This window comes from Amycolatopsis sp. NPDC004368, assembly GCF_053602515.1.
The window spans coordinates 111,433-132,783 of record NZ_JBSGDT010000002.1; the positions used below are offsets into that span (position 1 = coordinate 111,433).

The window sequence follows — 21,351 nt, forward strand, 5'->3', positions numbered from 1 at the left end:
GCGAACCTTGAGTCATCACCGAGAACGACCCAAGGAGCTCGAGATGAACGTCTTCGCCTTCATCGCCGTCTACGCCGGCCTCGCCGTCCTGCTGCTGGCCGCCCTCTCGCCGATCATCGTCGAACTGGACAGCCGGTTTCCGGTGGGGCGTCGGGAGCGCAGTGCCGCGCCTCGGCACGCTGCGAAGCCGGTGAAGGGCACGCGGATCACCGCGCACGCTTGAGGTGCTCCGTCAGACGGCCACACTCGCCGCCGCATAGGAGTCCGCCGCCGAGAAGGCCTGCTGTACGTAGTCCACCGAGGCGTTGTAGAACAGCATCCCCCGCCACCAGCCCGACGGAGTTGCCAGGTCGTCGCCGCCGGAGCAGAGGTAGCGGGCGGCCGTGAAGGCGGCGTCGTCGAGGTTTTGGGGGTTGGCGGGTTTGCCGTCGCCGTTGGCGCGTTCCGCGTATTTCGTCCAGTTGGCTTGGGTGAAGTGCAGGGGGCCCAGGCCGGAGCCGTCGGGAACAGCAGGGGCGTCACCGGTGGCGGACACCGTGAGTGACGGCGTGGCGAGGTGGCCGATGGCCGCCAGGGTGGCCCACGACAGATGGCACGCCGGCTTCTGGCGCCGCATCCACATCTCCGCGCGGCCGTACGCGGCGAGGACGCGGGCGGGCAGCTGGGTCTTCCCCGAGACGCGCGCGGCCCACGCGTCGAGCTCCGCCTGGTCGGACTCGGTGGGGCGGTCCGGGGGCGCGGCGAGCCCGGCGCGCGGCGCGGCGGCCCCCGAAACCGGCTGCTGCGGTTGCACCGAAAACGACGAAACAGGCGCAACAGCAGCAGGTGGAGCCACCGCCGGCGCCGGGTTACGCACGCCGATCGTCACCACCAGCACGACCCCCGTGAGCACCAGCCCGAGTGACAACGCGATCCGGCTGACGTACCGGCGAGGAGGAGCCACCCGGACAGGTTACTTCTCCCACCACCGCGTGACGCCAGATCGGGTGATCACGCCTTCCGTCGGCTGACCCACAGGGCGCGCAGGACGGTGCCGAGCCCCGACAGGGTGTCCGGGTGGGCCAGCATCGTGGTCACGCGCACGAGCTTCCCGTTGATCACCGGGTCGACCCGCGAAGCCTTGAGCATCACGCCACTGAACCACTTCGTCAGGCGGTACCCCTTCGGATAAGGCCCGTCGACGTGCGGGAGCTCCAGGTCGGCCAGGGTCGAGGTCTGCCAGGCCGAGTCGACGACCATTCGCACCAGGTCGAAGTACGCCTTCGCCGGCTGGGCCGGGTCGGGCTGTGAACGCAGGTACCGCGACAGGCGCGAAGCGTGCAGCATCGCGGCCGTCATGCCCTGCCCGTAGATCGGGTTGAACGACGCCACGGCGTCACCGGCCGCGAAGAGGCCCGCCGGCACGCGGTCGAGCTCGTCGAAGTCCCGGCGGCGGCTGTCTGCCTGGTGGTAGGTGGCGATGTCGCCGATCATCCTGGCGCGCGTGGCGATCTCGCCGTACAGCGAAGGGAAATACCGGGTACACCGCCGCACCAGGTTCTCGAGGAACGGCCGCGAGCTGACCAGCACCGGCGCGTCGCCCGGGTCTGCCGCGGCGAGCGGCATCGTCTTCTCGCCGTTGATGAAGAGCACAAAACCCGAGCCGTCTTCCGGCAACAGCCGAGCACCCTCGGCGACCGCTTCCTTCGCGAACCCGGGAAACCACCGCTCCAGCTGCACCGAACCCGCCGCGAGCAGCGCGTGGACCTGCGTGCCCTGCGGCACCCCCGGACGCGGCGCCCCGCCTTGGTCATCGGCGCCGCGCTCGATCACGAGCACCTCTTCGGCGTGGTCGCTCAGGACCCTGGCCGCCATCAGGCCGGCGATGCTCGCCCCGAGCACCACAGCGCGCTTCACGAGCACCGGCGTGACCTTGGGCGGTTCGGGTGTGCTGAGCTCGGCGAACACCTGAACCTCGGAACCGCTCACAACGAGTACTCCCTGCATCACCACCGGCGCATCCGCGCGGGGAAAACCACTGAGACGCAGGGGGGATCGCACCGGATCGACGCGACCGTTGGAGCCGTGCAGTACGGCCGTCCCGGTAGTGCCCGCGGCGGCTGCCCGATCGACAGCCAAGGCAAGCAGACGGTTAACTCCCAGCCCCAGCAGCCCACGTCACACAATTCGTTATGGACCCGCCGCACACCTCGCTGACCTGCGGTTACCCTAACCTAACCACCGCAAGACGTCCGCTTTGACCGGTTCAGTGACCGGGCCCAGGCGTACGCTCCTCTGGACTTACAGGCAAGGCTTACCTAAAAACATCTCGTCAGGTATGCGGAGGAGGGCTGAGCAGTGGTGTTTTCGAGCGCGCTCATCGGGCTGCGTGAAGGGCTCGAGGCCGCCCTCGTGGTCAGCATCCTGGTCGCGTTCCTGGTGAAGACCGACCGGCGGCACGCGCTGAAGTTCGTCTGGCCCGGGGTCGGCGCCGCGGTGCTGCTGTCGGTGGCCGTCGGCGCGATCCTGACCTACAGCACCGCCCAGCTGAGCTTCGAGCACCAGGAACTGCTCGGCGGCAGCCTCTCGATCGTCGCGGTCGCGTTCGTCACGGCGATGATCTTCTGGATGCGCAAGGCGTCCAAGCAGATGGCGGCCGAGCTGCGCGGCAAGATGGAGGACGCGCTCAACGTCGGCCCCGCCGCGGTGCTGCTGCTCTCGTTCCTCGCCGTGGGCCGCGAAGGCCTCGAGACGGCGGTGTTCTTCTACTCCGCCGTGCAGACCGCGCAGTCGGACACGATCCAGCCGCTCATCGGGTTCGTGGTCGGCATCGCCGCCGCGGTCGTGATCGCCTACCTGCTCTACCGCGGCGCCGTGCGCTTCAACCTCGCGAAGTTCTTCAACGTCACCGGTGTGCTGCTGGTGTTCGTCGCCGCCGGTGTGCTCGGCTACGGCCTCCACGACCTGCAGGAAGCCGGGTTCATCCCTGGCCTGACCACCCTCGCCTTCGACGCGTCGAGCACGCTGCCGGAAACGTCCTGGTACGGCGCGCTGCTCAAGGGGATCTTCAACTACTCGCAGCAGACCACGGTGCTGCAGGCCATCGCCTGGGTCGCCTACGTGGTGATCGTGCTGCCGCTGTTCCTCAAGCCCACCAAGAAGAAAACCGTCACGGCTCAGGCCGCTGCGGCCGCTGTCAAGGAGTGACCGTGCCCTTTTCTCCCAGAACCCCGCTGGCCGTGCTGGCCGGAGTCGGCGCCCTCGTGGCCCTGTCCGCCTGTGACAGCACGGATTCCGCGTCGAGTGGCTCCGGTGCCGCCGGGGGCCCGATCAAGGTCGAGGCCGCCGACACCAGCTGCGCCGTCGCCACGAACACCGCCAGCGCCGGCAACGTGACGTTCGAGATCACGAACAAGGGCAGCAAGGTCACCGAGTTCTACCTCTACGCCGAGGGCGACCGGATCATGGGCGAGGTCGAGAACATCGCCCCCGGCCTCAACCGCCGGCTCATCGTCGAGGTCCCCGAGGCCGGCAAGTACCAGACGGCGTGCAAGCCGGGCATGGTCGGCAACGGCATCCGCGGCGACTTCACCGTCACCGGCGGCGCGCAGAAGCAGACCGACACAAACTCGCAGAAGGCGGAAGCCACCAAGAGTTACGCCAGCTACGTCGCCAACAACACCGCCGCACTCGAGACCGAGACGCAGAAGTTCGTGGACGCGGTGAAGGCCGGCAAGGTCGACGAGGCCAAAGCCGAGTACGCCACCACGCGCGTGTACTACGAGCGCATCGAGCCCGTCGCCGAGAAGTTCGGCGACCTCGACCCGGCCATCGACGTGCGCGAGGCCGACCTCGAGAACGGCCAGCAGTTCACCGGTTTCCACCGCCTCGAGAAGGACCTGTGGGTCACCGGCCTGAAGCCCGACAGCTCGCAGATCGCCGACAAGCTGGTCACCGACGTCAAGGACCTGGTCGCCAAGACCAAGACGCTGCAGCTGAGCGCGCTCGACCTCGCCAACGGCGCCAAGGGCCTGCTCGACGAGGTCGCCACCGGCAAGATCACCGGCGAGGAGGAGACCTTCTCGCACACGGATCTGTGGGACTTCCAGGCCAACGTGGACGGTTCGAAGGGCGCAATCGCCTCGCTGCGGCCGATCCTGCAGGAGCGCGACCCGGCCCTGGTGTCCACTCTGGACAAGCAATTCGCCAACGTGCAGTCCCTGCTGGACAAGACCCGCTCCGGTGACGGGTTCAAGTACTACAACCAGCTGTCCCAGGACGAGATCAAGGCGTTCGCCGCGGCGGTCGACGCGCTGAGCGAGCCGCTGAGCAAGGTCGCGGAGGTTGTGTCGAAGTGAGTGACGAGGGCACCCGCGTCTCCCGCCGGAAGCTGTTCGGGCTGGCGGGAGCGGGGGTCGCCCTGGCCGGCGCGGGAGCGGCGGCCGGGGTCGGCATCGACCGGGCGGGCGGATCCACCGCGCAGGCCGCGGTGACCACTGTGGACTTCCACGGTGAGCACCAGGCCGGCATCGTCACGCCGACCCAGCAGAACCTGCACTTCGCCGCGTTCGACGTGACCACCACGGACGTCGGGGAGCTGCGGCAGCTGCTGCGCACGTGGACCTCGGCCGCGCGGCGGATGACGGCAGGGCAGGAAGTCGTACCCAACGGCGCCGTCGGCGGAGCGGCCGAAGCCCCGCCCGGCGACACCGGTGAGGCACTCGACCTGCCGGCTTCGGACCTGACACTCACCATCGGGTTCGGCCCGTCGTTGTTCGACGACCGCTTCGGCCTGGCCGCGAAACGCCCGGCGCAGCTGATCGACCTGCCCCTGTTCCCGAAGGACAAGCTCGACCCCGCCCGCACCGGCGGCGACCTGTGCATCCAGGCCTGCGCCAACGACCCGCAGGTCGCCGTGCACGCCGTGCGCAACCTCGCGCGGCTCGGCTTCGGCGTCACGGCCGTGCGCTGGTCGCAGCTCGGCTTCGGCCGCAGCGCGTCGACCTCGCGCGCGCAGGCCACGCCGCGCAACCTGTTCGGTTTCAAGGACGGCACGAACAACATCAAGTCCGAGGACACCGACTTCCTGCGCGACGAGGTGTGGGCCGTCGCCGGCGACGGCCAGGCCTGGATGGCCGGCGGCACGTACCTCGTCGCCCGGCGGATCCAGATGCACATCGAGACCTGGGACCGCGAGCCGCTCGAAGGCCAGGAGCAGATCATCGGCCGCACCAAGGGTTCCGGTGCGCCGCTGGGCCAGACGGCCGAGTTCGACGACGTCGACCTCGGCGTCCGCGGCGCCGGCGGGGTGCCCCTGATCGCCGACGACGCGCACATCCGCCTCGCTTCGCACCAGACGTTGAACGGCACCAGGATCCTGCGCCGCGGCTACAACTTCGTCGACGGTTCCGACGGCGTCGGCCACCTCGAAGCCGGCCTGTTCTTCCTGGCCTTCAACCGCGACACGCGCAAGCAGTACGTGCCGATGCAGCAGGCGCTGTCGTCGAAGGACGCCATGATGGAGTACGTGCAGCACACCGGTTCGGCGCACTTCGCGGTACCCCCGGGCCTCACCCCGACCTCCAGCTGGGGCGACGGGCTGTTCGCTTGACTTCGAGTGCGGTTGAAGTTGCACGATGAAGTGCATGTTCACCCCAGCAGAGCTCGAGTACCTCGCCACGCAGGGTCTCGGCCGGCTCGCCACGCAGCAGCCGAACGGGACCCTGCAGGTCAGCCCCGTCGGCTTCACCTACAACGCCGAGGCCCAGGCCATCGACATCACCGGCTACCACCTCACGCAGAGCCGCAAGTACCGCAACGTCGCCGCCAACGGCCGCGCCGCCTTCGTGGTCGACGACCGGCCGTCGCTGAACCCCATGCGCGTGCGGTGTCTGGAGATCCGTGGCCACGCGGAGGTGCTGACCGACGTGTTCGCCCCGCACGGGCACCTCGACGGCGCGGTGATCCGACTGCACCCGGAACGCATCATCAGCATGGGCATCGACGGCGCCGATGTGCCGCCGTTGGAGATGAAGCCGAACAACCGCAACGTGGTCCGCTGAGGCGGTCGTCGACTGTGGACGAACGTTCGGCGATGGAACTGGTCGAGAAGGCACGCGCCGAGACCGCGTCGTTGGCCGCCTCCCTGGCGCGGCGGCGGGACGAGATCGTGGCGGCGTCGAAGTTCACCAGTGGCGACGACGAACACGACCCGGAAGGCGCCACCATCGCCTTCGAGCGGGCACAGGTCCAGGCACTGCTGCGGCAGGCTGAAGACGAACTCGCGGCGCTCGGACAGGCCGCCGAGAGAGTGCTCGCCGGCGTCTACGAGGTCTGCGAACGCTGCGGCGGCCCCATTGCCGAAGGCCGCCTGGTGGCCCTCCCGACAACGCGGGTCTGCATCCGTTGCGCGGACAAGAGGTGACCGTCGCCCGGCAAACCCACCGCCAAAGTGCCGGTTGCCGTACCCGCCCCTCGTGCGGGTACGACAACCGGCAGGCCCCCAGGTCCTTCAGCGGCGCGCCCCCGCCACCGCGTAGACCGCTGTGCCCACAGCGAAAAGCGCCGAAGCCAGCCACCACGTGACAGCGACGTCCGCGGGTTGCAGCGGCCACGCCACCACGTGGTAGAGCCCCGCCGGCTCTGGTGGCACGAAGAGCGCGACCACGAGCCACAGCAAGGGCAGCGTCCAGCCGAACTGGCCGCCGAAGGCGAACGCGGCCAGGCCCGCGAGCCCGACGACACCGAGGCCGTCACGCAGGATCACCGGCGCGGGGACCGCGCAAGCCCGTACCAGCAGCACGACGCCGACCGCGATCACGCCCAGCAGCACCAGGTGCACGAGCCGCCGCGGGAACCAGCCGAACGCGGCGGTCCGGTCGAGGTCCACGTCCTGGCCCGAGAGGCCGGTGGCTGCGACGGCGATGGCCGCGCCGAGCGCCAGGGAGGCGAACAGCACCGACCAGTCGGCGCCGGCGAGCACGCGGATCACGAGCGGGCACAGCACCAGGGCCGCAAGGGACACGGGCAGGCGGCGGGAGCGAGCGTAGAGCGTCAGCCACCTCATGACGACCCTCCGGTCAGGAGTGCGTACGGGTCACCTGAGCAGGTCTGCTGAGCCTGGTACGCGGCCGAGACGCGTGCGAGCTGCTCGCTGGCGGGCAGGGCGCGCAACTGCGTCCCGACGTCGTGCATCGGTGTGGTGAGCCAGGAACCGTAGACGTCGGCGCGGGGTGGCGAGCTCGGGTCGCCGAGGAGCCAGGAAGCGATGATGTAGTGCGCCTTCGTGGCGGTGGGCGGGCCGGAGCAGAACGGTGCGGTCGCGAGGAGTTCGTACTCGAGGTCGTGGCCGGAGAAGTTCCGCAGCGAGGGGTCGTCGCGGCGAACGACGAGTGCGGACGGGTCGCCGGGACCGTGGGACCTGGTCTCCGAGGTCGTCGTTTCGACGATGCGCGTCGGCGCGCCGGGCAGCTTCGCCAGCAGGGCCAGCGCGGCCTTGCCCGGGCCGGCCACAGTGGACAGCCAGTCGGCGTGCAGAGTGGTGACGCACACCGGGCCGTCGCACACGGGCGCTGCAGCGCCGGGGTTGTCGACGAAGTTGTCGGCAGCCGTCGCCGGGAAGATCGGGATGGCGACGGCCAGCCCGACGACGACCGGCAGCAGGGCGAACCAGCGCCGGGCGGCCAGCGCGAGGAACCCCGTCGCCGCCAGGCCGAGCAGCCAGCACAGCTGACCGATCGACACCGAAACAACCGGGTCCACGAACGCGCTGAAGGGCTGCACACCCGCGGGCGAGAGCAGCGCGATCCGGTTCGGCACCGTCTGCTGAATCGAACTCCCCCGCACCCCGGCGGTCTGCAGGAACACACCCACCACCAGCGCCAGGATCCCGGCCGCGGGGGCCGTCAGCGGGTGGGGCAGCAGCCGCCCGGCGGCCAGCCCGACGGCCGCGCCGGCCACCACCGAGGCGATCCCGACCAGCAACGGCAGCACCCACGTGAAGGTGACCATCCCGTCGTTCGCGATCACCTGCCCGAGGCCGACCGCGACGATCACGAGGTAACCGACCACAGCGGACAGCCCGATCACGAGCGCGATCTTCGACGTTCGCCGGGCGACGGGCAGCGGAGTGGTGGACAACAGTTCGTCCATTCCCGACCGCCGGTCGCGCATTCCCTGGATCGCCCCGGCGCTCACGACGATCGGCCACAGCAAGGAGAGCTGATAGCGCGACCACAGCACCGACGGGGTCCACTGCAGGTTCCAGGCCTGGGCGTCCTTCCACCACGGGCCGCTGAACAGGAAGAAGTAGCCCAGCCCCACGGCCAGCAACACGACCACGAGCCACGGCGCGATCGTCCGCCGGAACTCGATCCGCAGCACGCTCACCAGGAACCCCTCCCCCGCTCGTGGTTGAGCAGGGCCGAGTAGCCGCGTTCGATGGGGCTGTCGCCGATGTCGTCGGCGCTGCCCGCGGCGGCCAGCTGCTCGGGCGTGCCCTGGAACACGAGCTTGCCCTCGGCGAAGAGCACCACGTCGGTGCACGCCGTGGCGACGTCTTCCACCAGGTGCGTCGACACGACGACACACGCGTCCTGTCCGAGCTGCGTCATGAGCTCGCGAAAGCGCACGCGCTGGGCCGGGTCGAGGCCCGCGGTGGGTTCGTCGAGCAGCAGGATGCGCGGGTCGTTCACGATGGCCTGCGCGATGCCGACGCGCCGGACCATGCCACCCGACAGGGTTTTCAGCTTGTCGTCGGCGCGGTCGGCGAGCCCCACTCGCTCGATCGCGCGCTGCACGGCGCCGGGAATGTCCTGCTTGGACATCTCCTTCAACCACGCCAGGTACTCGACGAACTCACGCACGGTGAACCGCTTGTAGTACCCGAAGGTCTGCGGCAGGTACCCGATGTGCCGGCGCAGGCGGCGCTGATCGATGTGTCCCCCGACCGACTCACCGAGCAGCGCCAGCCCGCCTTCCGCCGGCCTGAGCACCGTCGCCAGTGCTCTGATCAGCGTGGTCTTGCCGGCCCCGTTGGGCCCGAGCAGGCCGTGGACTCCTTTGCCCAGCGAGAGATCCAGGCCGTCGACGGCCATTTTCCGCCGCCCCACCCGTACTTTCAGCGCTTCCGCCTGGATTTCCCAGGCATAGGTCGACGGAGCGACCTCGGCGGCTTCGACTGCCCGCATGTCCATTGTCCCCTTCCTCCCTCAGTGGTGCACGCCGAGCCGCGTGAAGGCGCCCCGACGGAGCACCACCACCACGGCCGTCAGCGCGAAGATCCCGCCCCAGACCGGGAGCGATCCCGGTTGCAGTGCGAACGAATACCCCTTGGCCAGCGTCGGCACGACGAGCACCGCGACCCACGCCGCCACCAGCACCAATCCGGCCCGGGCCACGCCGATGACCGCTCCCAGCGCCAGGGTTCCCGTGGTGAACGCGAGGCTCGGCACGAGTGCCAGGCCCAGGTTCGTGCCGCTGAGCCAGCCCGCCACCAGAAGCACCGGCAGCACGAGCACCAGCACGGCCGTGGTGCGCCTCAGCACGAGGTCGAGACCCGCCCGCGGACTGGCGGCGACCACCTCGTACGCCTGGTCCAGACCACGCGACCACGCCGCAGCGACGCCCAGCACCGGCAGCACCGGCGCGAACAGCTGCACGAACGACAGCGTGTTCGGCAACGCCCGGTCGATCAGCACGGCCACGGCGGCCACCAGCACCATCATCACGAGCCACGGCAGCATCACGGGCGTCGCCCAGCCGCGCAGCCCGACCTTGAGGCGGCTCGGCGCGGGCCGCGGTGCCTTCGTGAGCTGCGGTTGCAGCCCGGCCCAGACGTCGGTGACCAGCGAGTCCGCTGTGGACAGTGCGGCCAGCCGGCCCCGGCACACCGCACACGTCTCCAGGTGCGCCTCGGCGGCCCACTCCGCGTCGCCCGGCAGGGGTTCGCCGTCGAGGTAGCCGGTGAGCATTCGATCCGGGACGTGGTTCATGTCAGTGCCTCCCGCATGGCGATCCGCGCACGGCGCGCCCGCGTCTTCACAGTTCCTTCCGGCAGCCCGAGCAGCACGGCGGTCTCGCGGACGGACAGCCCGTCGAGCACCATCGCCTGCAGGACCTGCCGCAGCTCCGGGGCGAGCGTGCGCAGCGCGTCGCCCACCTCGTCGCCGACGGTGCCCTTGAGCGCCTCGTCCTCCGCGGCCGGCGCGGTCACGTCGACCTGCGTCACAGTGGGCACCTGCGCGTGCTGGGCCCGGCGCCGGAACGCGTCGACCAGCCGTCGCGCCGCGATCGTCCAGACCCATCCGACGGCCGAACCCCCGGTCGCCGCGCCGGCGAACGACCCCGCCGCCCGCCACACCGCCAGGTACGTCTCCTGCATCACCTCGGCGACGATCTGCTCGTCCGAACACCGGCGCCGCAGCCGAACCGCCAGCCACGGCGCCGTGCGCCGGTAGAACTCCTCGAACGCCACCCGATCGCCCCGCGCAGCACGGCGGACGAGGTGTTCCTCGTCCGCCTCGGCCACGGATTTCTGGTGCTTCACATCAGGCAAGACGCCGCGAATCATCCCACGGTTCTCACTCGCGTGTGTCCTGGATCACACCAACGGGCGTGGCCAGCGTGTCGATTCTGAACCGGACGAAAGTCGGCTCGATGGGCTCCGTGCGGGTGCACATCGACCTCGCCCCGCTGAACGAAGAGCTGGCGCGCGAAGCCGCCGCGGCGAACTAGCCGACCGGGTGCAACGGCATCCGCACCCCCGGCGGCAACCGCGGGTGGTCCGGGGCCGCGCGGAAGGCCTGGATCGCCAGCGCGGCGAAGCGGCGCGAAGCCGCGACGCGGGCGGCCGGTGAAGTGGCTCGGATGCCGTTGTTCGCCATGAGGACCAGCACCAGGTCGTCGACGACGAAGTCCGGCCGCAGGTGTCCCGCGGTTTTGGCCCGTTGAGCGAGAGTGGCGAACGACGCAAGGGCGGCGTCTCGTGTGGTGGTGAAGTCGAACGCGCGGGGATAGCGCGACAGGAAGGCCGCGGTGAAGCCGCGGTCGCGGGCGTGGACGTCGAAGAGCCTCTCGATCACCTGGCAGAACCCGGTCCACGCGTCGGGGCTGGTGAGGCCTTCGTCGACGATCCGGCGGCACACGTCGAGCTGGTCGGCGAAGGCCGCGCCCGCCAGATCTTCCTTGGTCGGGAAGTGCCGGTACAGCGTCGCGGGGCCGACGCCGGCGCGGCGGGCGATCTCGCGCATCGGCACGTCGAGGCCATCAGCGGCGAAGACCTCGCGGGCGGCGGTCAGGATGCGGTCGCGGTTGTCGCGTGCGTCCGAACGCAGGGTCTGAGTCAAACGCGGAGTCACGCTCTCACTTTAGCCGAACCGGACGCCCCCGTCCGTTACCGTCGGCAGCCCGAGTGAGAGGAGAACACGCAGGTGAAAGCAGTCGCGATCGAAGAGTTCGGGCCGCCCGAGGGCTTGCGGGTGGTCGAAGTCGACGAGCCGGAGCCCGGCCCCGGGCAGGTGCTGATCGAGACCGAGGCCATCGGTGTCGGCGGGGTCGACGCCGTGATCCGGCGCGGCACGCTCGGCAGCTACGGCTTCCGGCCCGGCCACATCCCGGGCAGCGAGGTCGCCGGCACGGTCGTCGCGGTCGGCGAGGGCGTCGACCGGGCGCTCAAGGGCCGGCGCGTGTGGGCGTTGACCGGCACCGGCGGCGGCTACGCTGAGCGGGCGCTGGCCGACGAGTTGCTCCCGATCCCGGACACGCTCTCGAGCGAGGACGCCGTCGCCATCGGCACGTCGGGACCGGTCGCGCACTTCGCGCTGGCCCACGCGCACTTCCGGCCCGGCGAGTCCGTGCTGATCCGGGGCGCGGCGGGCAGCATCGGGGTCTCGGCGGTCCAGCTGGTCAGCGGTCAAGCGGAGACCGTCGCCGTGACCACGTCCAGCCCAGGACGCGGCGAACGGCTCAGGAGCCTCGGCGCCACCGAGATCCTCGACCGGCAGGCCACCGGCGACGGCCAGTACGACGTGATCCTCGACCTCATCGCCGGCGAGCACCTGCCCGGCTTCTTCGACCGGCTTCGGCCCAACGGCCGCCTGGTCGTGGTCGGGGTCGTCGGCGGGATGCCCCCGGCGGACTTCGCGGCGAAGCTGCTGCAGAACTTCCGCCGGTCGCTGTCGTTCGTCACCTTCAGCGCCGACACGGTGGCGCTCGAAGACCGCCAGGCCGTGCGCGAGCGGCAGTTCGAGGACACCGGCTTCCGGGCCGTCGTCCACGAGGTGCTGCCGCTCGATCAGGCCGCCCTCGCCCACCGCAAGATGGACGACGGCGAGGTCTTCGGCCGGATCGTGCTCAAGCCGTAGGTTCGTTGGCCGTCCGGATGAAGTCGCGGACGGACGTCACCGGGTCCCCGGAGCGCACCAGCGCCTCGCCGACGAGCACGACGTCCGCGCCCCAGCCGCGGTACTCCGCGACGTCACCCGGGCCGGCCACGCCCGACTCGGCCACGCGCACGCGATCGGCGGGGATCTGCGGGCCGAGCTCCTTGAACACGGTCCGGTCGACCTCCAGGGTGGTGAGATCGCGCGCGTTGACGCCCAGCACCTGCGCACCGGAGGCGACCCCGCGCTCCAGCTCCTCAACGGTGTGCGACTCCACCAGCGGCGTCAGGCCCAGCTCCACGGCGAGGCCGTGCAGGTCGCCGAGGAGCGAACCCTGCAGCGACACCACCATCAGCAGCGCCAGGTCCGCCCCGAACGCCCGCGCCTCCCACAGCTGGTACGGCTCGACGATGAAGTCCTTGCGCAGCACCGGAACGTCGACGCGCGTCCGCACTGCTTCGAGGTCCGCCAGCGAGCCACCGAACCGGCGCCGCTCCGTGAGCACGCTGATGGCGGCCGCGCCGCCCTGCTCGTACTGGCCCGCGAGCGCGGCCGGGTCGGCGATGTCGGCGAGCGCGCCCTTGCTCGGGCTCTTGCGCTTCACCTCGGCGATGATCGACACGCCCGGCGCCCGGAACGCGGGCAACGGGTCCCGCGTCGGCGGCAGATCACGCACCCTGGCCTGCAGATCCGCGAGCGACGTCGTGCGCTTGCGGTCCTCCAGGTCCTCGCGGACACCTTCGATGATGCCCTTCAGCACACCCAAACCCATGACAGCACTCCTCACGACGGCTCGCCCTCATCTTCAGCTTTCGGTTCGGAGAAGGCACGCGAGCGTGGTGGTGATCACCATGAGAAGGACCACGGCAAGGGTGCACCGGCCGCGCTCCAACCGACAGGAGCGGTCCTTTGTAGACAGAAATTGCTCCGGTGGCTCACGGCTCGTGGAGCGAGCGGGCCAGGCCGGTTGGCGGGAAGCGGAGAGCACTGGCGATTACATCGCGTCGACCGCAGGACGGGCGGATCGAACATCGCCCGTTGGCGTCTGCACCGGACAGGGAGCACTCGAATGCAACCACCGGTTTGTGGCGAATTTGACTGGCACCTCGTCGGATCGCCCGCCGTGGTCCGCCAAACAAGCGTGCATTCCCACCGGCGACGCCATCGGCGCCTGGACGGTCGGCGGAAATGCTGATCGACACACAACCCGCCCACAAGCGCCGGAGCGGACACTCAGGCCGAACGCGCAGTCGGCCCGAGTAGAAACGGCTGAACGCCGGTCACGGCCAGAACTTGCGCCAGCCGTCGGCTTCCAGGGTCGACGGTTCCACGCCGGCGTCGCGCGCTGCTTGCTCCGCCGCGCGGATGTCGCGGGCGAACTGCTTCGCGACGGCCCGCAGTTCGTCCTCGGGGTCGGTGCCCGCGCGGCGGGCCGTGGCCGCGGTGCGGAACAGCTGCTCGGCGGGGGTGGAGCCGGCCGGGAACAGGTCGAGGGGAATGCCGGCGCGGCCACTGCGTTGGCCGAGTTTTGCGGCCAGCGCCACGGCGGGCTGACCGAGCGCGACTCCGTCCACAATGGACCGACGTTGCTTCTCGGCCTGCTTGAGCTCTTCCCACTTCAGGTTCTGCTGGTCGACCGTGGCCACGTGCGCGCCGTCGGCGAACACGTGAGGGTGGCGGCCCACGAGCTTGGCCACCAGGGCCCGCGCGACGTCGTCGATCGTGAACGGGTCGGTGGCGTCCTCGGCGGCCACGCGGGCGTGGAAGAGCACCTGCAGCAGCACGTCGCCGAGCTCTTCGCGCAGGGCTTCGCGGTCGTTGTCCTCGATGGCCTCGAGCAGCTCGTAGGTCTCCTCGACGAGGTACTGGCGCAGCGTTTCGTGCGTCTGCACCGCGTCCCACGGGCAGCCGCCGGGTGAGCGCAGGCGGCCCATGACCTCGGCGGCTTCGACGAGCGGCGCCACGGGCGCCTCGAGCACGCGGGCACCCTTGGCCACCAGTGCGGCCGCTTCCGGTGCAGAGGCAGAAGCCGTGATCAGCACGAAGTCACCCGTGATCCCGGCCGGAACCGGGGGCACGCCGAACTGGGCGGCATCAACGTCCGAAGCCGCGTACACCGCGGCGCCCCGCAGCAGACCGGCCGCTTCGGCCGGGATGGTCGCCCCGTGGGCAACGACGACCACCGGCCCGTTCACTGCTGCATTCACTGCTGAGCCGGAGCACTGCCCCGGACCGGCAGCACGACACCCTGCAGGCTGTTCGCGTTGGCCGCGAGGTCCATGCCCACGATGTCCCACACGCCGTAGCGCGGGTTGATCTTGTAGTCGACCTGGCTCACGTACGGCTGCAACATCCGCACGCCGATCGCCCCGACCTGGTCCGGCGTCGGCTGCTGGGGCTGGTCCGTGGAGACGGGCTTGTCCGTGGACCGCTGCTTCACCACGGCCACGATCCAGCCGCTCGGCACCTGGGTCGGGTTCGGCTGGAACGCCATGACCGTGTTCGGCTGCGAGCCGAACAACACCGATCCGGCGTCCGCGGGCGACGACAGCGCTGCGAGCGGCTCCCCGACGTTGCCCTGCGCGCCCTTCGTCAGGTCCGCCTGCACGGCGGCCGGATCGGCCGCGTACGTCTGCGCCTTGGCCAGCGCCTCGGCGCGCGCGGTCGCCGGGTCGAGCGACGACGCCTCACCCTCGGCCGTCGGCTGGCCGATCACGACGTAGTCGAGCGTGACCGACAGCTTCGGCAGGTACTTCACCGCGAGCTGCTGCTCCAGGTACGCGTCGGTGAGCGCTTCGCGGTGGTCCCGCGCCCGCTGCACGAGCTGCGTGACGGCCGCGGGCTGGTCCTGCGCGAGGTTCTCCGGCATGGGCCCCGCGAGCGGGTCTCCCTGCGCCAGCGCGGCGGAGATGGTGGCCTGGTCGGCGACGAGGCCTTCCTTCTGCGCCGCCTTCTGCACCACGACGTGCAACAGCTGCTGGCGCACGATCTCCCGGCCCACCAGGTCGAGCTTGTGCTGCGCGGCGAGCTGCTGGGCGTACGGCTGCTCCTGCACGGTCTTGTCGATCAGGTCCTGGACCTGGTCGATGGTGGTGACCTGACCGTCGATGACCGCTGCCGTCGTCACCTGGCTCGGGCCGGCGCCGCACCCGGCGAGCAGGAGACCACCGGCAACGACACCCGCCAGCGCGCTGGTCCGTTTCCCGGCACCAGAGCGACCCATGATCCGCATCACAGGCCATACCCTCTCACACGTCCGCCCCCGAAACGCAACACCATCGAGGTCCGTTCGGCGATATTGTCGACTTATGGACTCTTGGTTGTCGATCGAGGTCTTCGATGGGGAGTTCTCCGCGCGCAGCTGGCAACGCGCCCACGGCGACAACCTCACCGAGGCCGCAGTGACCCATGGCGCTTCGCAGTGGACGTGGCACGTGCACCGCTGGAGCGTGACGTTGGAGATCGAGTTCGCGGATTCAGCGCAGCGGGACCGGTTCCGCTCGCTCGCGGCTGTTACGGCAGCCCTGGACGCCGTGCCGGATCCGGATCGCGGGCTGGCTGTGTACAACGGCCGGGGCGGCGGCGCGGGCGCCCGGGTGCCCCGCACGCCGCGGCCCCTGCCGATGGCCGGTGCGGGCGCGGTGCGTACGCCGAAAGAGGAAGTCCGTTTACGGCTGGCGACAGGTGAGCCGCCCACCTTCCAGCTCAGCTCAACCGGCTGAGCAATTCACGCCAAGCAGCCGCAGGGAGGGTGATGTGGCCGGCCTCGCGGTCTTTGGTGTCCCGGACCAGAACTTCGCGACCTCTCGCAACCTCGACGCAGTCACCGCCATGGCTGCTGTGCTTGCTCTTGCACCATTGGCTCGGCACGCGATTACGCTCCTGGATGGCGAGGCCCCTCAAAACTGGAGCTGTATCTCTTCTTCGGTTGCTGGATAAAGCTCGGCCGCGAGATCGGTGATGAACTGCTTCGAGTCGGTCTCGTTCAGCGCCTGCTCATTCAAGCCCCGGCAAACATTGCGGTACATGGCGATCTCTTCGGGGTCTTCGAGGAAGAGGTTCACCGCCTCGGTGTCGATGTAGACCACCGGATCCACTTCCTCGAATTCGAGCAATTTGAAGCTGCCTCCCACCCCCACATGGCAGCCCACCGAGGCAGGCACGATGCGGATCGCGATGTTCGGGCGCACCGCCAGCCGCAGGAGGTGGTAGAGCTGCTCCGCCATGAGGTCAGGGCCGCCGAAGTCGAGCCGCAGTATGAACTCGTGCAGGAAGATTTCGAACTTGATCCGCGACTGGTCGAGGACATCGCGGCGCTTCATGCGCCGGTTGACATAGCCTTCGAGATCGTCCTGCAGGTTTACCGACGACTCCATCTGCGCCCGGCAGTATCGCTCGGTCTGCATAAAGCCAGGAATAAGGTTCGCCTGAAAGGCGAAGATGGATGCAGCCTCGGCCTCGAAGTTCTCCAAGGTCCGCAACCGTCTCCGGCGGCGGTCCAATGGAGATTCGACAAGGCCGTATTTGTCCATGCCCTCGCAGAGGGCATAGATCTCGTCCGCCTCGTCGCCGACCACGCCCATGACCGCGAGCATCTTGACCACATCGATGTACTTGCTGCCACGCCGCGCGTTGAACATGTTGGAGATGCGGGTGGGCGGCCAGTCCAGCCGGCGCGCCATTTCCCGCACACCCCAGTGGTGTTCTTCCATCAGCTCGCGCAGACGCACACCGAGTTGGCGGCCTCGCACAGTCGAGAAGCGATCATGCACACAGGTGACGGTAAGGCCGCAACCGGTTCCACTCCAGGGTTCGGCTGGTAGTTCGCCCGAACGTCGGGCCGTTTCCAGCTGTGTACACCTCACACCGCAGCGGGCGTCTTCGTCAGTTGCGTCAGCAGCTTCGCGCACCAGTCCAGCAACTCCTGGTCCCGCAGCGTCGGCGCGCCCATCCGCCCACCGGCGGGGCCTTCCGTCGGTTTGGGGACGGAGACCGTGTTCGTGATGGCCTTGTACGTCGCCTTCGGGTAGAGCCGCTTCAGGCGCACCATCTGCGAGTCCGCGAGCGGCAGGGGTGCGAAGCGGATCGTGTTGCCCTGCACCGCAACCTCCGTGACGCCCGCCGCGCGGCAGGTGTGGCGGAAGGCCGCCACCGCGAGCAGGCGGTTGACCGGGGCGGGAGGTTGGCCGTAGCGGTCGATGAGTTCCTCGCGCACGGCGTCCAACCCAGCCGTGTCCGGGGCGGCCGCGATCTTGCGGTAGGCCTCCAACCGCAAGCGCTCGCCCTCGACGTAGTCGTGGGGGATGTGAGCGTCCACGGGCAAATCAACGCGGACTTCGGCGAGTTCCTCGTCTTCGGCGGGCTCGGCGCCGGCGTGGCGGCGGAAGGCTTCGACCGCTTCGCCGACCAACCGCACGTACAGGTCGAAGCCGACGCCCGCGATGTGGCCGGACTGTTCGGCGCCGAGGATGTTGCCGGCGCCGCGGATTTCCAGGTCCTTCATGGCCACAGCCATGCCGGCGCCCAGCTCGGTGTTCTGGGCGATCGTCGCGAGGCGGTCGTGGGCGGTTTCCGTCAACGGCGACTCGGGCGGGTACAGGAAGTACGCGTAACCGCGTTCGCGGCCACGTCCGACGCGGCCGCGAAGCTGGTGCAGCTGGGCCAATCCCAGCAGGTCACCGCGTTCGACGATGAGGGTGTTGGCGTTGGAGATGTCGAGGCCGGTTTCGACGATGGTGGTGCACACGAGCACGTCGTACTCGTTTTCCCAGAAGCCCTGGATGATTTTTTCGAGCTTGTCCTCGTTCATCTGGCCGTGCGCGGTCACCACGCGGGCTTCCGGCACCAGCTCGCGAATCCGGCGAGCGGCCTTCTCGATGGACGAAACGCGGTTGTGCACGTAGAAAACCTGGCCGTCGCGCAACAGCTCGCGGCGGACGGCGGCACCGACCTGCTTGTCGTCGTAGCTGCCGACGTACGTCAGGATCGGGTGGCGGTCTTCGGGGGGCGTCAGAATGGTCGACATCTCGCGGATGCCGGCGAGCGACATCTCCAGCGTGCGCGGAATCGGCGTGGCCGACATGGTGAGCACGTCCACGTGGGTGCGCAGCGCCTTGATGTGTTCCTTGTGCTCCACGCCGAAGCGCTGTTCCTCGTCGACGATCACGAGGCCGAGGTCCTTGTAGCGGATGCCGGTCTGCAGCAGGCGGTGCGTGCCGATGACGATGTCGACCTCGCCGTCGGCGAGCTGTTCGAGGATCACGTCGGACTCGGCCTTGTTGGTGAACCGCGAAAGGCCCTTGATGGTGACCGGGAACGACTGCATGCGCTCGGAAAACGTGTTGAGGTGCTGCTGCGCGAGCAGTGTCGTCGGCACGAGCACGGCGACCTGTTTGCCGTCCTGCACGGCCTTGAACGCGGCGCGCACGGCGATCTCGGTCTTGCCGTAACCGACGTCGCCGCAGATCACGCGGTCCATGGGGACGCCGCGCTCCATGTCGGCCTTGACCTCGTCGATGGCGGCGAGCTGGTCGTTGGTCTCCTGGAACGGGAAGGCGTCTTCGAGCTCGCCCTGCCACGGCGTGTCGGGGCCGAAGGGGTGGCCGGGCGCGGCCTGGCGGGCGGCGTAGAGCTGCACGAGCTCGGCCGCGATCTCCTTGACGGCTTTTTTCGCGCGCGCCTTGGTGTTCTTCCAGTCGGAGCCACCGAGCTTGTTGAGTGTGGGCAGCTCGCCGCCGACGTAGCGGGAGACCTCGTCGAGCTGATCCGTGGGCACGAACAGGCGGTCGCCCGGGTGGCCGCGCTTCGACGACGCGTACTCCAGCAGCAGGTACTCGCGCGTGGCGCCGGCGACCGTGCGCTGCACCATCTCGACGAAGCGGCCGATGCCGTGCTGGTTGTGCACCACGTAGTCGCCGGCCTTCAGCGCCAGCGGGTCGACGGCGTTGCGCCGCCGGGAGGGCATCTTGGCGTTGAGGTCCTTTGTGGACGTTCCGGCGTTGGCGCCGCGGCCCGTGAGGTCGGCCTCCGAGAGCACCACCAGCGCGCGCTCGGGCGAGACGAACCCGTCGACGAGCGCGCCACAGGTGACCGTGACGAGGCCGGTGCGCGGGGCCTCGGTGATGCCTTCGCCGGCCAGCGCGGCGGGCACTTCGGCCGCGGTGAGCTGCTCGACAGCGCGCGCGGCCGTGCCGTGGCCCGCGACCACCAGCACGCCGGTGCCGCCCGCGGCCACGTGGGCGCGCAGGTCGGTCATCGCGCGGTCGAACTCGCCGCGGTAGGCGGGCGCGGCCTCGACGCCGACGCGGTAGACGTCGGGGTCTTCGCTGCTCAGCTGGGTGATCGTCCACCAGGGGCGCTTGGTGTCCTGCGCGTGCTCGGCGATCTCGGCGAGGTCGCGGTAGGCCGACGCGCCGAGGTCGATGGGCGCCTGGCCGCCGGCCGCGGCCGTGGTCCACGACGCCTCGAGGAACTCCTGGCCCGTGCGCACGAGGTCGGCGGCGCGGGCGCGGATCTTCTCCGGGTCGGCGAGCAGCACGTGGCTGCCGCGCGGCAGGGCGTCGGTGAGCAGGGTGAGCTCACCCGCGCAGAGCACGGGGATGAGGGCTTCCATGCCTTCGACGGGGATGCCGTCGGCGAGCTTGGTGAGCATTTCGGCCAGCTGCGCGTCGGCTTCGTAGGTGACGGCCAGCTCGGCGGCCTTGGCCTTCACGTCGGCCGTGAGCAGCAGCTCGCGACACGGCGGCGCGGTGACGCGCTGGATCTCGCCGGGCAGCGACCGCTGGTCGGACACCGCGAACGCGCGGATCTCGCTGACCTCGTCGCCCCAGAACTCCACCCGGACGGGGTGCTGCGCGGTGGGCCCGAACAGGTCGAGGATGCCACCGCGCACGGCGAACTCGCCGCGTTTCTCGACCATGTCCACGCGCGCGTACGCGAGCTCGACGAGGCGCTCCAGCAGGCCTTCGAAGCTCTGCTCCTCACCCACGACCAGGTCGATCGGCGCCAGCGAGCCGAGGCCGGGAGCCATCGGCTGGATCAGGCTGCGCACGGTCGAGACGACGACCTTCAGCTCGTCGTCGCCCTGGTGCAGCCGGTGCAGCACCTCCAGGCGCCGGCCGACGGTGTCGGCGCGCGGCGAGAGGCGCTCGTGGGGCAGCGTCTCCCACGACGGGAAGTCGACGACCTTCTCACGGCCGAGCAGCGCTTCGAGGGCCGCGGTGAGCTCATCGGCCTCCCGCCCGGTGGCGGTCACCGCCAGCACGTGGCGGCCCGCCCCACCTGCGGCTTCGCTCTCCGCGAGCGCGGCGGCGACCAGCTGCCGCGCCGTGACGGCGCCCTGCAGCTCGAGCAGCGGGGCGCCCGCGCGCTCGACGACCCCGCGCAGGGCGGGGTCGGGAAGGATGGCTTGGAGGAGTCCGGACAGTGGAGCGTCGGTCACTCCCCCAGACTACGTCCCGGGGGCGGGGTGCCCCAGGTAGGTGGTCAGGGCGGGCCGCAGGTCTCGCTGGTCGATCTCGCCGACGGTCACCCAGGCGACGTGACCGTGGGGCCGGATGAGGACGGCGAGCGGCTGCTCGGGGACGCGGTGGCCGATGAGCGGGTTGTCGCCTTCCGCGTAGTGCTGCCAGGTGCCGCTGATCTTGGTGACGACGTGGGTGGCGCCGTCGGGGGTGTCGAGGAGGTCGGTGAAGACTTCCCGGAGCGCGTCGGCGCGGGCGCCCCGGGCCTGGCTGAGGGCGGTCTGGGCCATGCTCCAGCGCTGGGCCCACGCGCCGATGGGGCGACGCTCGGCGGTGTCGGTGTCGAGCAGTGTTTCGGGCGCTCGCCCGGGGGCGACGAGGGCGAGCTTCCAGCCGAGGTTCATCGCGTCGCCGAGGCCGACGTTGCGCCCCTGGCCACCAGCCGGCACCGGCGATCGGCGCAGTTGTCCACAGCAGACCGGAGTTGTGGACAACTGCGCGCGCACCGCGGCTCACTCAGCCGACGTCTC

The 21,351-nt window shown here is 70.0% G+C and carries 23 protein-coding genes; 8 read left to right on the top strand and 15 right to left on the bottom strand.

The window, feature by feature from the left end; all coding sequences use genetic code 11:
• Positions 1-43: 43 nt before the first annotated feature.
• On the top strand, positions 44-223 hold the full coding sequence (locus ACWEOE_RS04030; protein WP_452003625.1) for a hypothetical protein: 180 nt from the start codon (positions 44-46) through the stop codon (positions 221-223).
• 9 nt (positions 224-232) lie between these two features.
• Here ACWEOE_RS04030 and ACWEOE_RS04035 read toward each other — a convergent pair whose 3' ends face one another.
• On the bottom strand, positions 233-892 hold the full coding sequence (locus ACWEOE_RS04035; RefSeq protein WP_452004543.1) for a murein transglycosylase: 660 nt from the start codon (positions 890-892) through the stop codon (positions 233-235).
• Positions 893-990: 98 nt separating this feature from the next.
• Positions 991-1,968, bottom strand: a complete 978-nt coding sequence (locus ACWEOE_RS04040) for an FAD-dependent oxidoreductase (RefSeq protein ID WP_452003627.1) — start codon at positions 1,966-1,968, stop codon at positions 991-993.
• A gap of 369 nt (positions 1,969-2,337) precedes the next feature.
• On the opposite strand from ACWEOE_RS04040, the gene efeU reads away from it, so the two are divergent.
• The 5 genes from efeU to ACWEOE_RS04065 are packed head-to-tail and all read left to right on the top strand — an operon-like array spanning position 2,338 to position 6,403.
• On the top strand, positions 2,338-3,186 hold the full coding sequence (gene efeU, locus ACWEOE_RS04045; protein WP_452003630.1) for an iron uptake transporter permease EfeU: 849 nt from the start codon (positions 2,338-2,340) through the stop codon (positions 3,184-3,186).
• 2 nt (positions 3,187-3,188) lie between these two features.
• Complete coding sequence (efeO, locus tag ACWEOE_RS04050; RefSeq protein WP_452003633.1) at positions 3,189-4,337, top strand: iron uptake system protein EfeO; 1,149 nt, start codon at positions 3,189-3,191, stop codon at positions 4,335-4,337.
• A complete protein-coding gene (gene efeB, locus ACWEOE_RS04055; RefSeq protein WP_452003635.1) occupies positions 4,334-5,590 on the top strand; it encodes an iron uptake transporter deferrochelatase/peroxidase subunit in 1,257 nt (418 codons plus the stop codon). Before efeO ends, efeB begins: the two co-directional genes overlap by 4 nt.
• Before the next feature lie 34 nt (positions 5,591-5,624).
• On the top strand, positions 5,625-6,041 hold the full coding sequence (locus tag ACWEOE_RS04060) for a PPOX class F420-dependent oxidoreductase (protein WP_452003637.1): 417 nt from the start codon (positions 5,625-5,627) through the stop codon (positions 6,039-6,041).
• Positions 6,042-6,073: 32 nt separating this feature from the next.
• Positions 6,074-6,403, top strand: a complete 330-nt coding sequence (locus tag ACWEOE_RS04065) for a TraR/DksA family transcriptional regulator (RefSeq protein WP_452003639.1) — start codon at positions 6,074-6,076, stop codon at positions 6,401-6,403.
• An 87-nt stretch (positions 6,404-6,490) separates the two neighbouring features.
• Here the strand turns inward: ACWEOE_RS04065 and ACWEOE_RS04070 are convergent, their stop codons facing one another.
• From ACWEOE_RS04070 to ACWEOE_RS04095, 6 genes are all read right to left on the bottom strand, one after another.
• On the bottom strand, positions 6,491-7,045 hold the full coding sequence (locus ACWEOE_RS04070) for a hypothetical protein (RefSeq protein ID WP_452003642.1): 555 nt from the start codon (positions 7,043-7,045) through the stop codon (positions 6,491-6,493).
• On the bottom strand, positions 7,042-8,367 hold the full coding sequence (locus tag ACWEOE_RS04075) for a hypothetical protein (RefSeq protein ID WP_452003644.1): 1,326 nt from the start codon (positions 8,365-8,367) through the stop codon (positions 7,042-7,044). Before ACWEOE_RS04075 ends, ACWEOE_RS04070 begins: the two co-directional genes overlap by 4 nt.
• On the bottom strand, positions 8,364-9,167 hold the full coding sequence (locus ACWEOE_RS04080; protein ID WP_452003646.1) for an ABC transporter ATP-binding protein: 804 nt from the start codon (positions 9,165-9,167) through the stop codon (positions 8,364-8,366). The genes ACWEOE_RS04075 and ACWEOE_RS04080 overlap by 4 nt, the downstream gene beginning before the upstream one ends.
• A 21-nt stretch (positions 9,168-9,188) precedes the next feature.
• Positions 9,189-9,971, bottom strand: a complete 783-nt coding sequence (locus tag ACWEOE_RS04085) for a zf-HC2 domain-containing protein (RefSeq protein ID WP_452003648.1) — start codon at positions 9,969-9,971, stop codon at positions 9,189-9,191.
• Complete coding sequence (locus ACWEOE_RS04090) at positions 9,968-10,525, bottom strand: RNA polymerase sigma factor (RefSeq protein WP_452004546.1); 558 nt, start codon at positions 10,523-10,525, stop codon at positions 9,968-9,970. Before ACWEOE_RS04090 ends, ACWEOE_RS04085 begins: the two co-directional genes overlap by 4 nt.
• Before the next feature lie 184 nt (positions 10,526-10,709).
• Complete coding sequence (locus tag ACWEOE_RS04095; protein WP_452003650.1) at positions 10,710-11,336, bottom strand: TetR/AcrR family transcriptional regulator; 627 nt, start codon at positions 11,334-11,336, stop codon at positions 10,710-10,712.
• 72 nt (positions 11,337-11,408) lie between these two features.
• On the opposite strand from ACWEOE_RS04095, the gene ACWEOE_RS04100 reads away from it, so the two are divergent.
• Positions 11,409-12,341, top strand: a complete 933-nt coding sequence (locus tag ACWEOE_RS04100; protein WP_452003653.1) for a zinc-binding dehydrogenase — start codon at positions 11,409-11,411, stop codon at positions 12,339-12,341.
• On the opposite strand, the gene trpC is transcribed toward ACWEOE_RS04100, so the two are convergent.
• The 3 genes from trpC to ACWEOE_RS04115 form a co-directional block, all read right to left on the bottom strand.
• Positions 12,331-13,125 carry an indole-3-glycerol phosphate synthase TrpC gene (gene trpC / locus ACWEOE_RS04105; protein WP_452004549.1) on the bottom strand — a complete coding sequence of 265 codons (795 nt, stop codon included), beginning with the start codon at positions 13,123-13,125 and terminating at the stop codon, positions 12,331-12,333. The two genes, ACWEOE_RS04100 and trpC, sit on opposite strands and share 11 nt — an antisense overlap.
• 514 nt (positions 13,126-13,639) lie before the next feature.
• On the bottom strand, positions 13,640-14,554 hold the full coding sequence (locus ACWEOE_RS04110) for a MazG family protein (RefSeq protein WP_452003655.1): 915 nt from the start codon (positions 14,552-14,554) through the stop codon (positions 13,640-13,642).
• A gap of 8 nt (positions 14,555-14,562) precedes the next feature.
• Positions 14,563-15,582: a hypothetical protein gene (locus ACWEOE_RS04115; RefSeq protein ID WP_452003658.1), complete on the bottom strand. Its 1,020-nt coding sequence runs from the start codon at positions 15,580-15,582 to the stop codon at positions 14,563-14,565.
• A gap of 97 nt (positions 15,583-15,679) precedes the next feature.
• On the opposite strand from ACWEOE_RS04115, the gene ACWEOE_RS04120 reads away from it, so the two are divergent.
• On the top strand, positions 15,680-16,081 hold the full coding sequence (locus ACWEOE_RS04120; protein ID WP_452003660.1) for a hypothetical protein: 402 nt from the start codon (positions 15,680-15,682) through the stop codon (positions 16,079-16,081).
• Here the strand turns inward: ACWEOE_RS04120 and ACWEOE_RS04125 are convergent.
• The 4 genes from ACWEOE_RS04125 to ACWEOE_RS04140 form a co-directional block, all read right to left on the bottom strand.
• A complete protein-coding gene (locus tag ACWEOE_RS04125; protein WP_452003663.1) occupies positions 16,065-16,229 on the bottom strand; it encodes a DUF397 domain-containing protein in 165 nt (54 codons plus the stop codon). The genes ACWEOE_RS04120 and ACWEOE_RS04125 overlap by 17 nt on opposite strands.
• A 29-nt stretch (positions 16,230-16,258) precedes the next feature.
• A complete protein-coding gene (locus ACWEOE_RS04130) occupies positions 16,259-17,131 on the bottom strand; it encodes a helix-turn-helix domain-containing protein (RefSeq protein WP_452003666.1) in 873 nt (290 codons plus the stop codon).
• Positions 17,132-17,220: 89 nt separating this feature from the next.
• The gene (mfd, locus tag ACWEOE_RS04135; protein ID WP_452004551.1) at positions 17,221-20,784 is read right to left on the bottom strand and encodes a transcription-repair coupling factor; all 3,564 of its coding nucleotides are present in this window, start codon (positions 20,782-20,784) and stop codon (positions 17,221-17,223) included.
• Positions 20,785-20,808: 24 nt separating this feature from the next.
• The gene (locus tag ACWEOE_RS04140) at positions 20,809-21,327 is read right to left on the bottom strand and encodes an FAD-dependent monooxygenase (protein WP_452003668.1); all 519 of its coding nucleotides are present in this window, start codon (positions 21,325-21,327) and stop codon (positions 20,809-20,811) included.
• Positions 21,328-21,351: the final 24 nt, after the last annotated feature.

What these genes read in the sequence shown, in the direction of transcription:
- ACWEOE_RS04085 (WP_452003648.1), bottom strand. Translation starts at nt 9,971, where the DNA reads ATGAACCACGTCCCGGATCGAATGCTCACCGGCTACCTCGACGGCGAA.
- ACWEOE_RS04070 (WP_452003642.1), bottom strand. Translation starts at nt 7,045, where the DNA reads ATGAGGTGGCTGACGCTCTACGCTCGCTCCCGCCGCCTGCCCGTGTCC.
- ACWEOE_RS04060 (WP_452003637.1), top strand. Translation starts at nt 5,625, where the DNA reads ATGTTCACCCCAGCAGAGCTCGAGTACCTCGCCACGCAGGGTCTCGGC.
- ACWEOE_RS04030 (WP_452003625.1), top strand. Translation starts at nt 44, where the DNA reads ATGAACGTCTTCGCCTTCATCGCCGTCTACGCCGGCCTCGCCGTCCTG.
- ACWEOE_RS04080 (WP_452003646.1), bottom strand. Translation starts at nt 9,167, where the DNA reads ATGCGGGCAGTCGAAGCCGCCGAGGTCGCTCCGTCGACCTATGCCTGG.
- ACWEOE_RS04115 (WP_452003658.1), bottom strand. Translation starts at nt 15,582, where the DNA reads ATGGGTCGCTCTGGTGCCGGGAAACGGACCAGCGCGCTGGCGGGTGTC.
- ACWEOE_RS04065 (WP_452003639.1), top strand. Translation starts at nt 6,074, where the DNA reads ATGGAACTGGTCGAGAAGGCACGCGCCGAGACCGCGTCGTTGGCCGCC.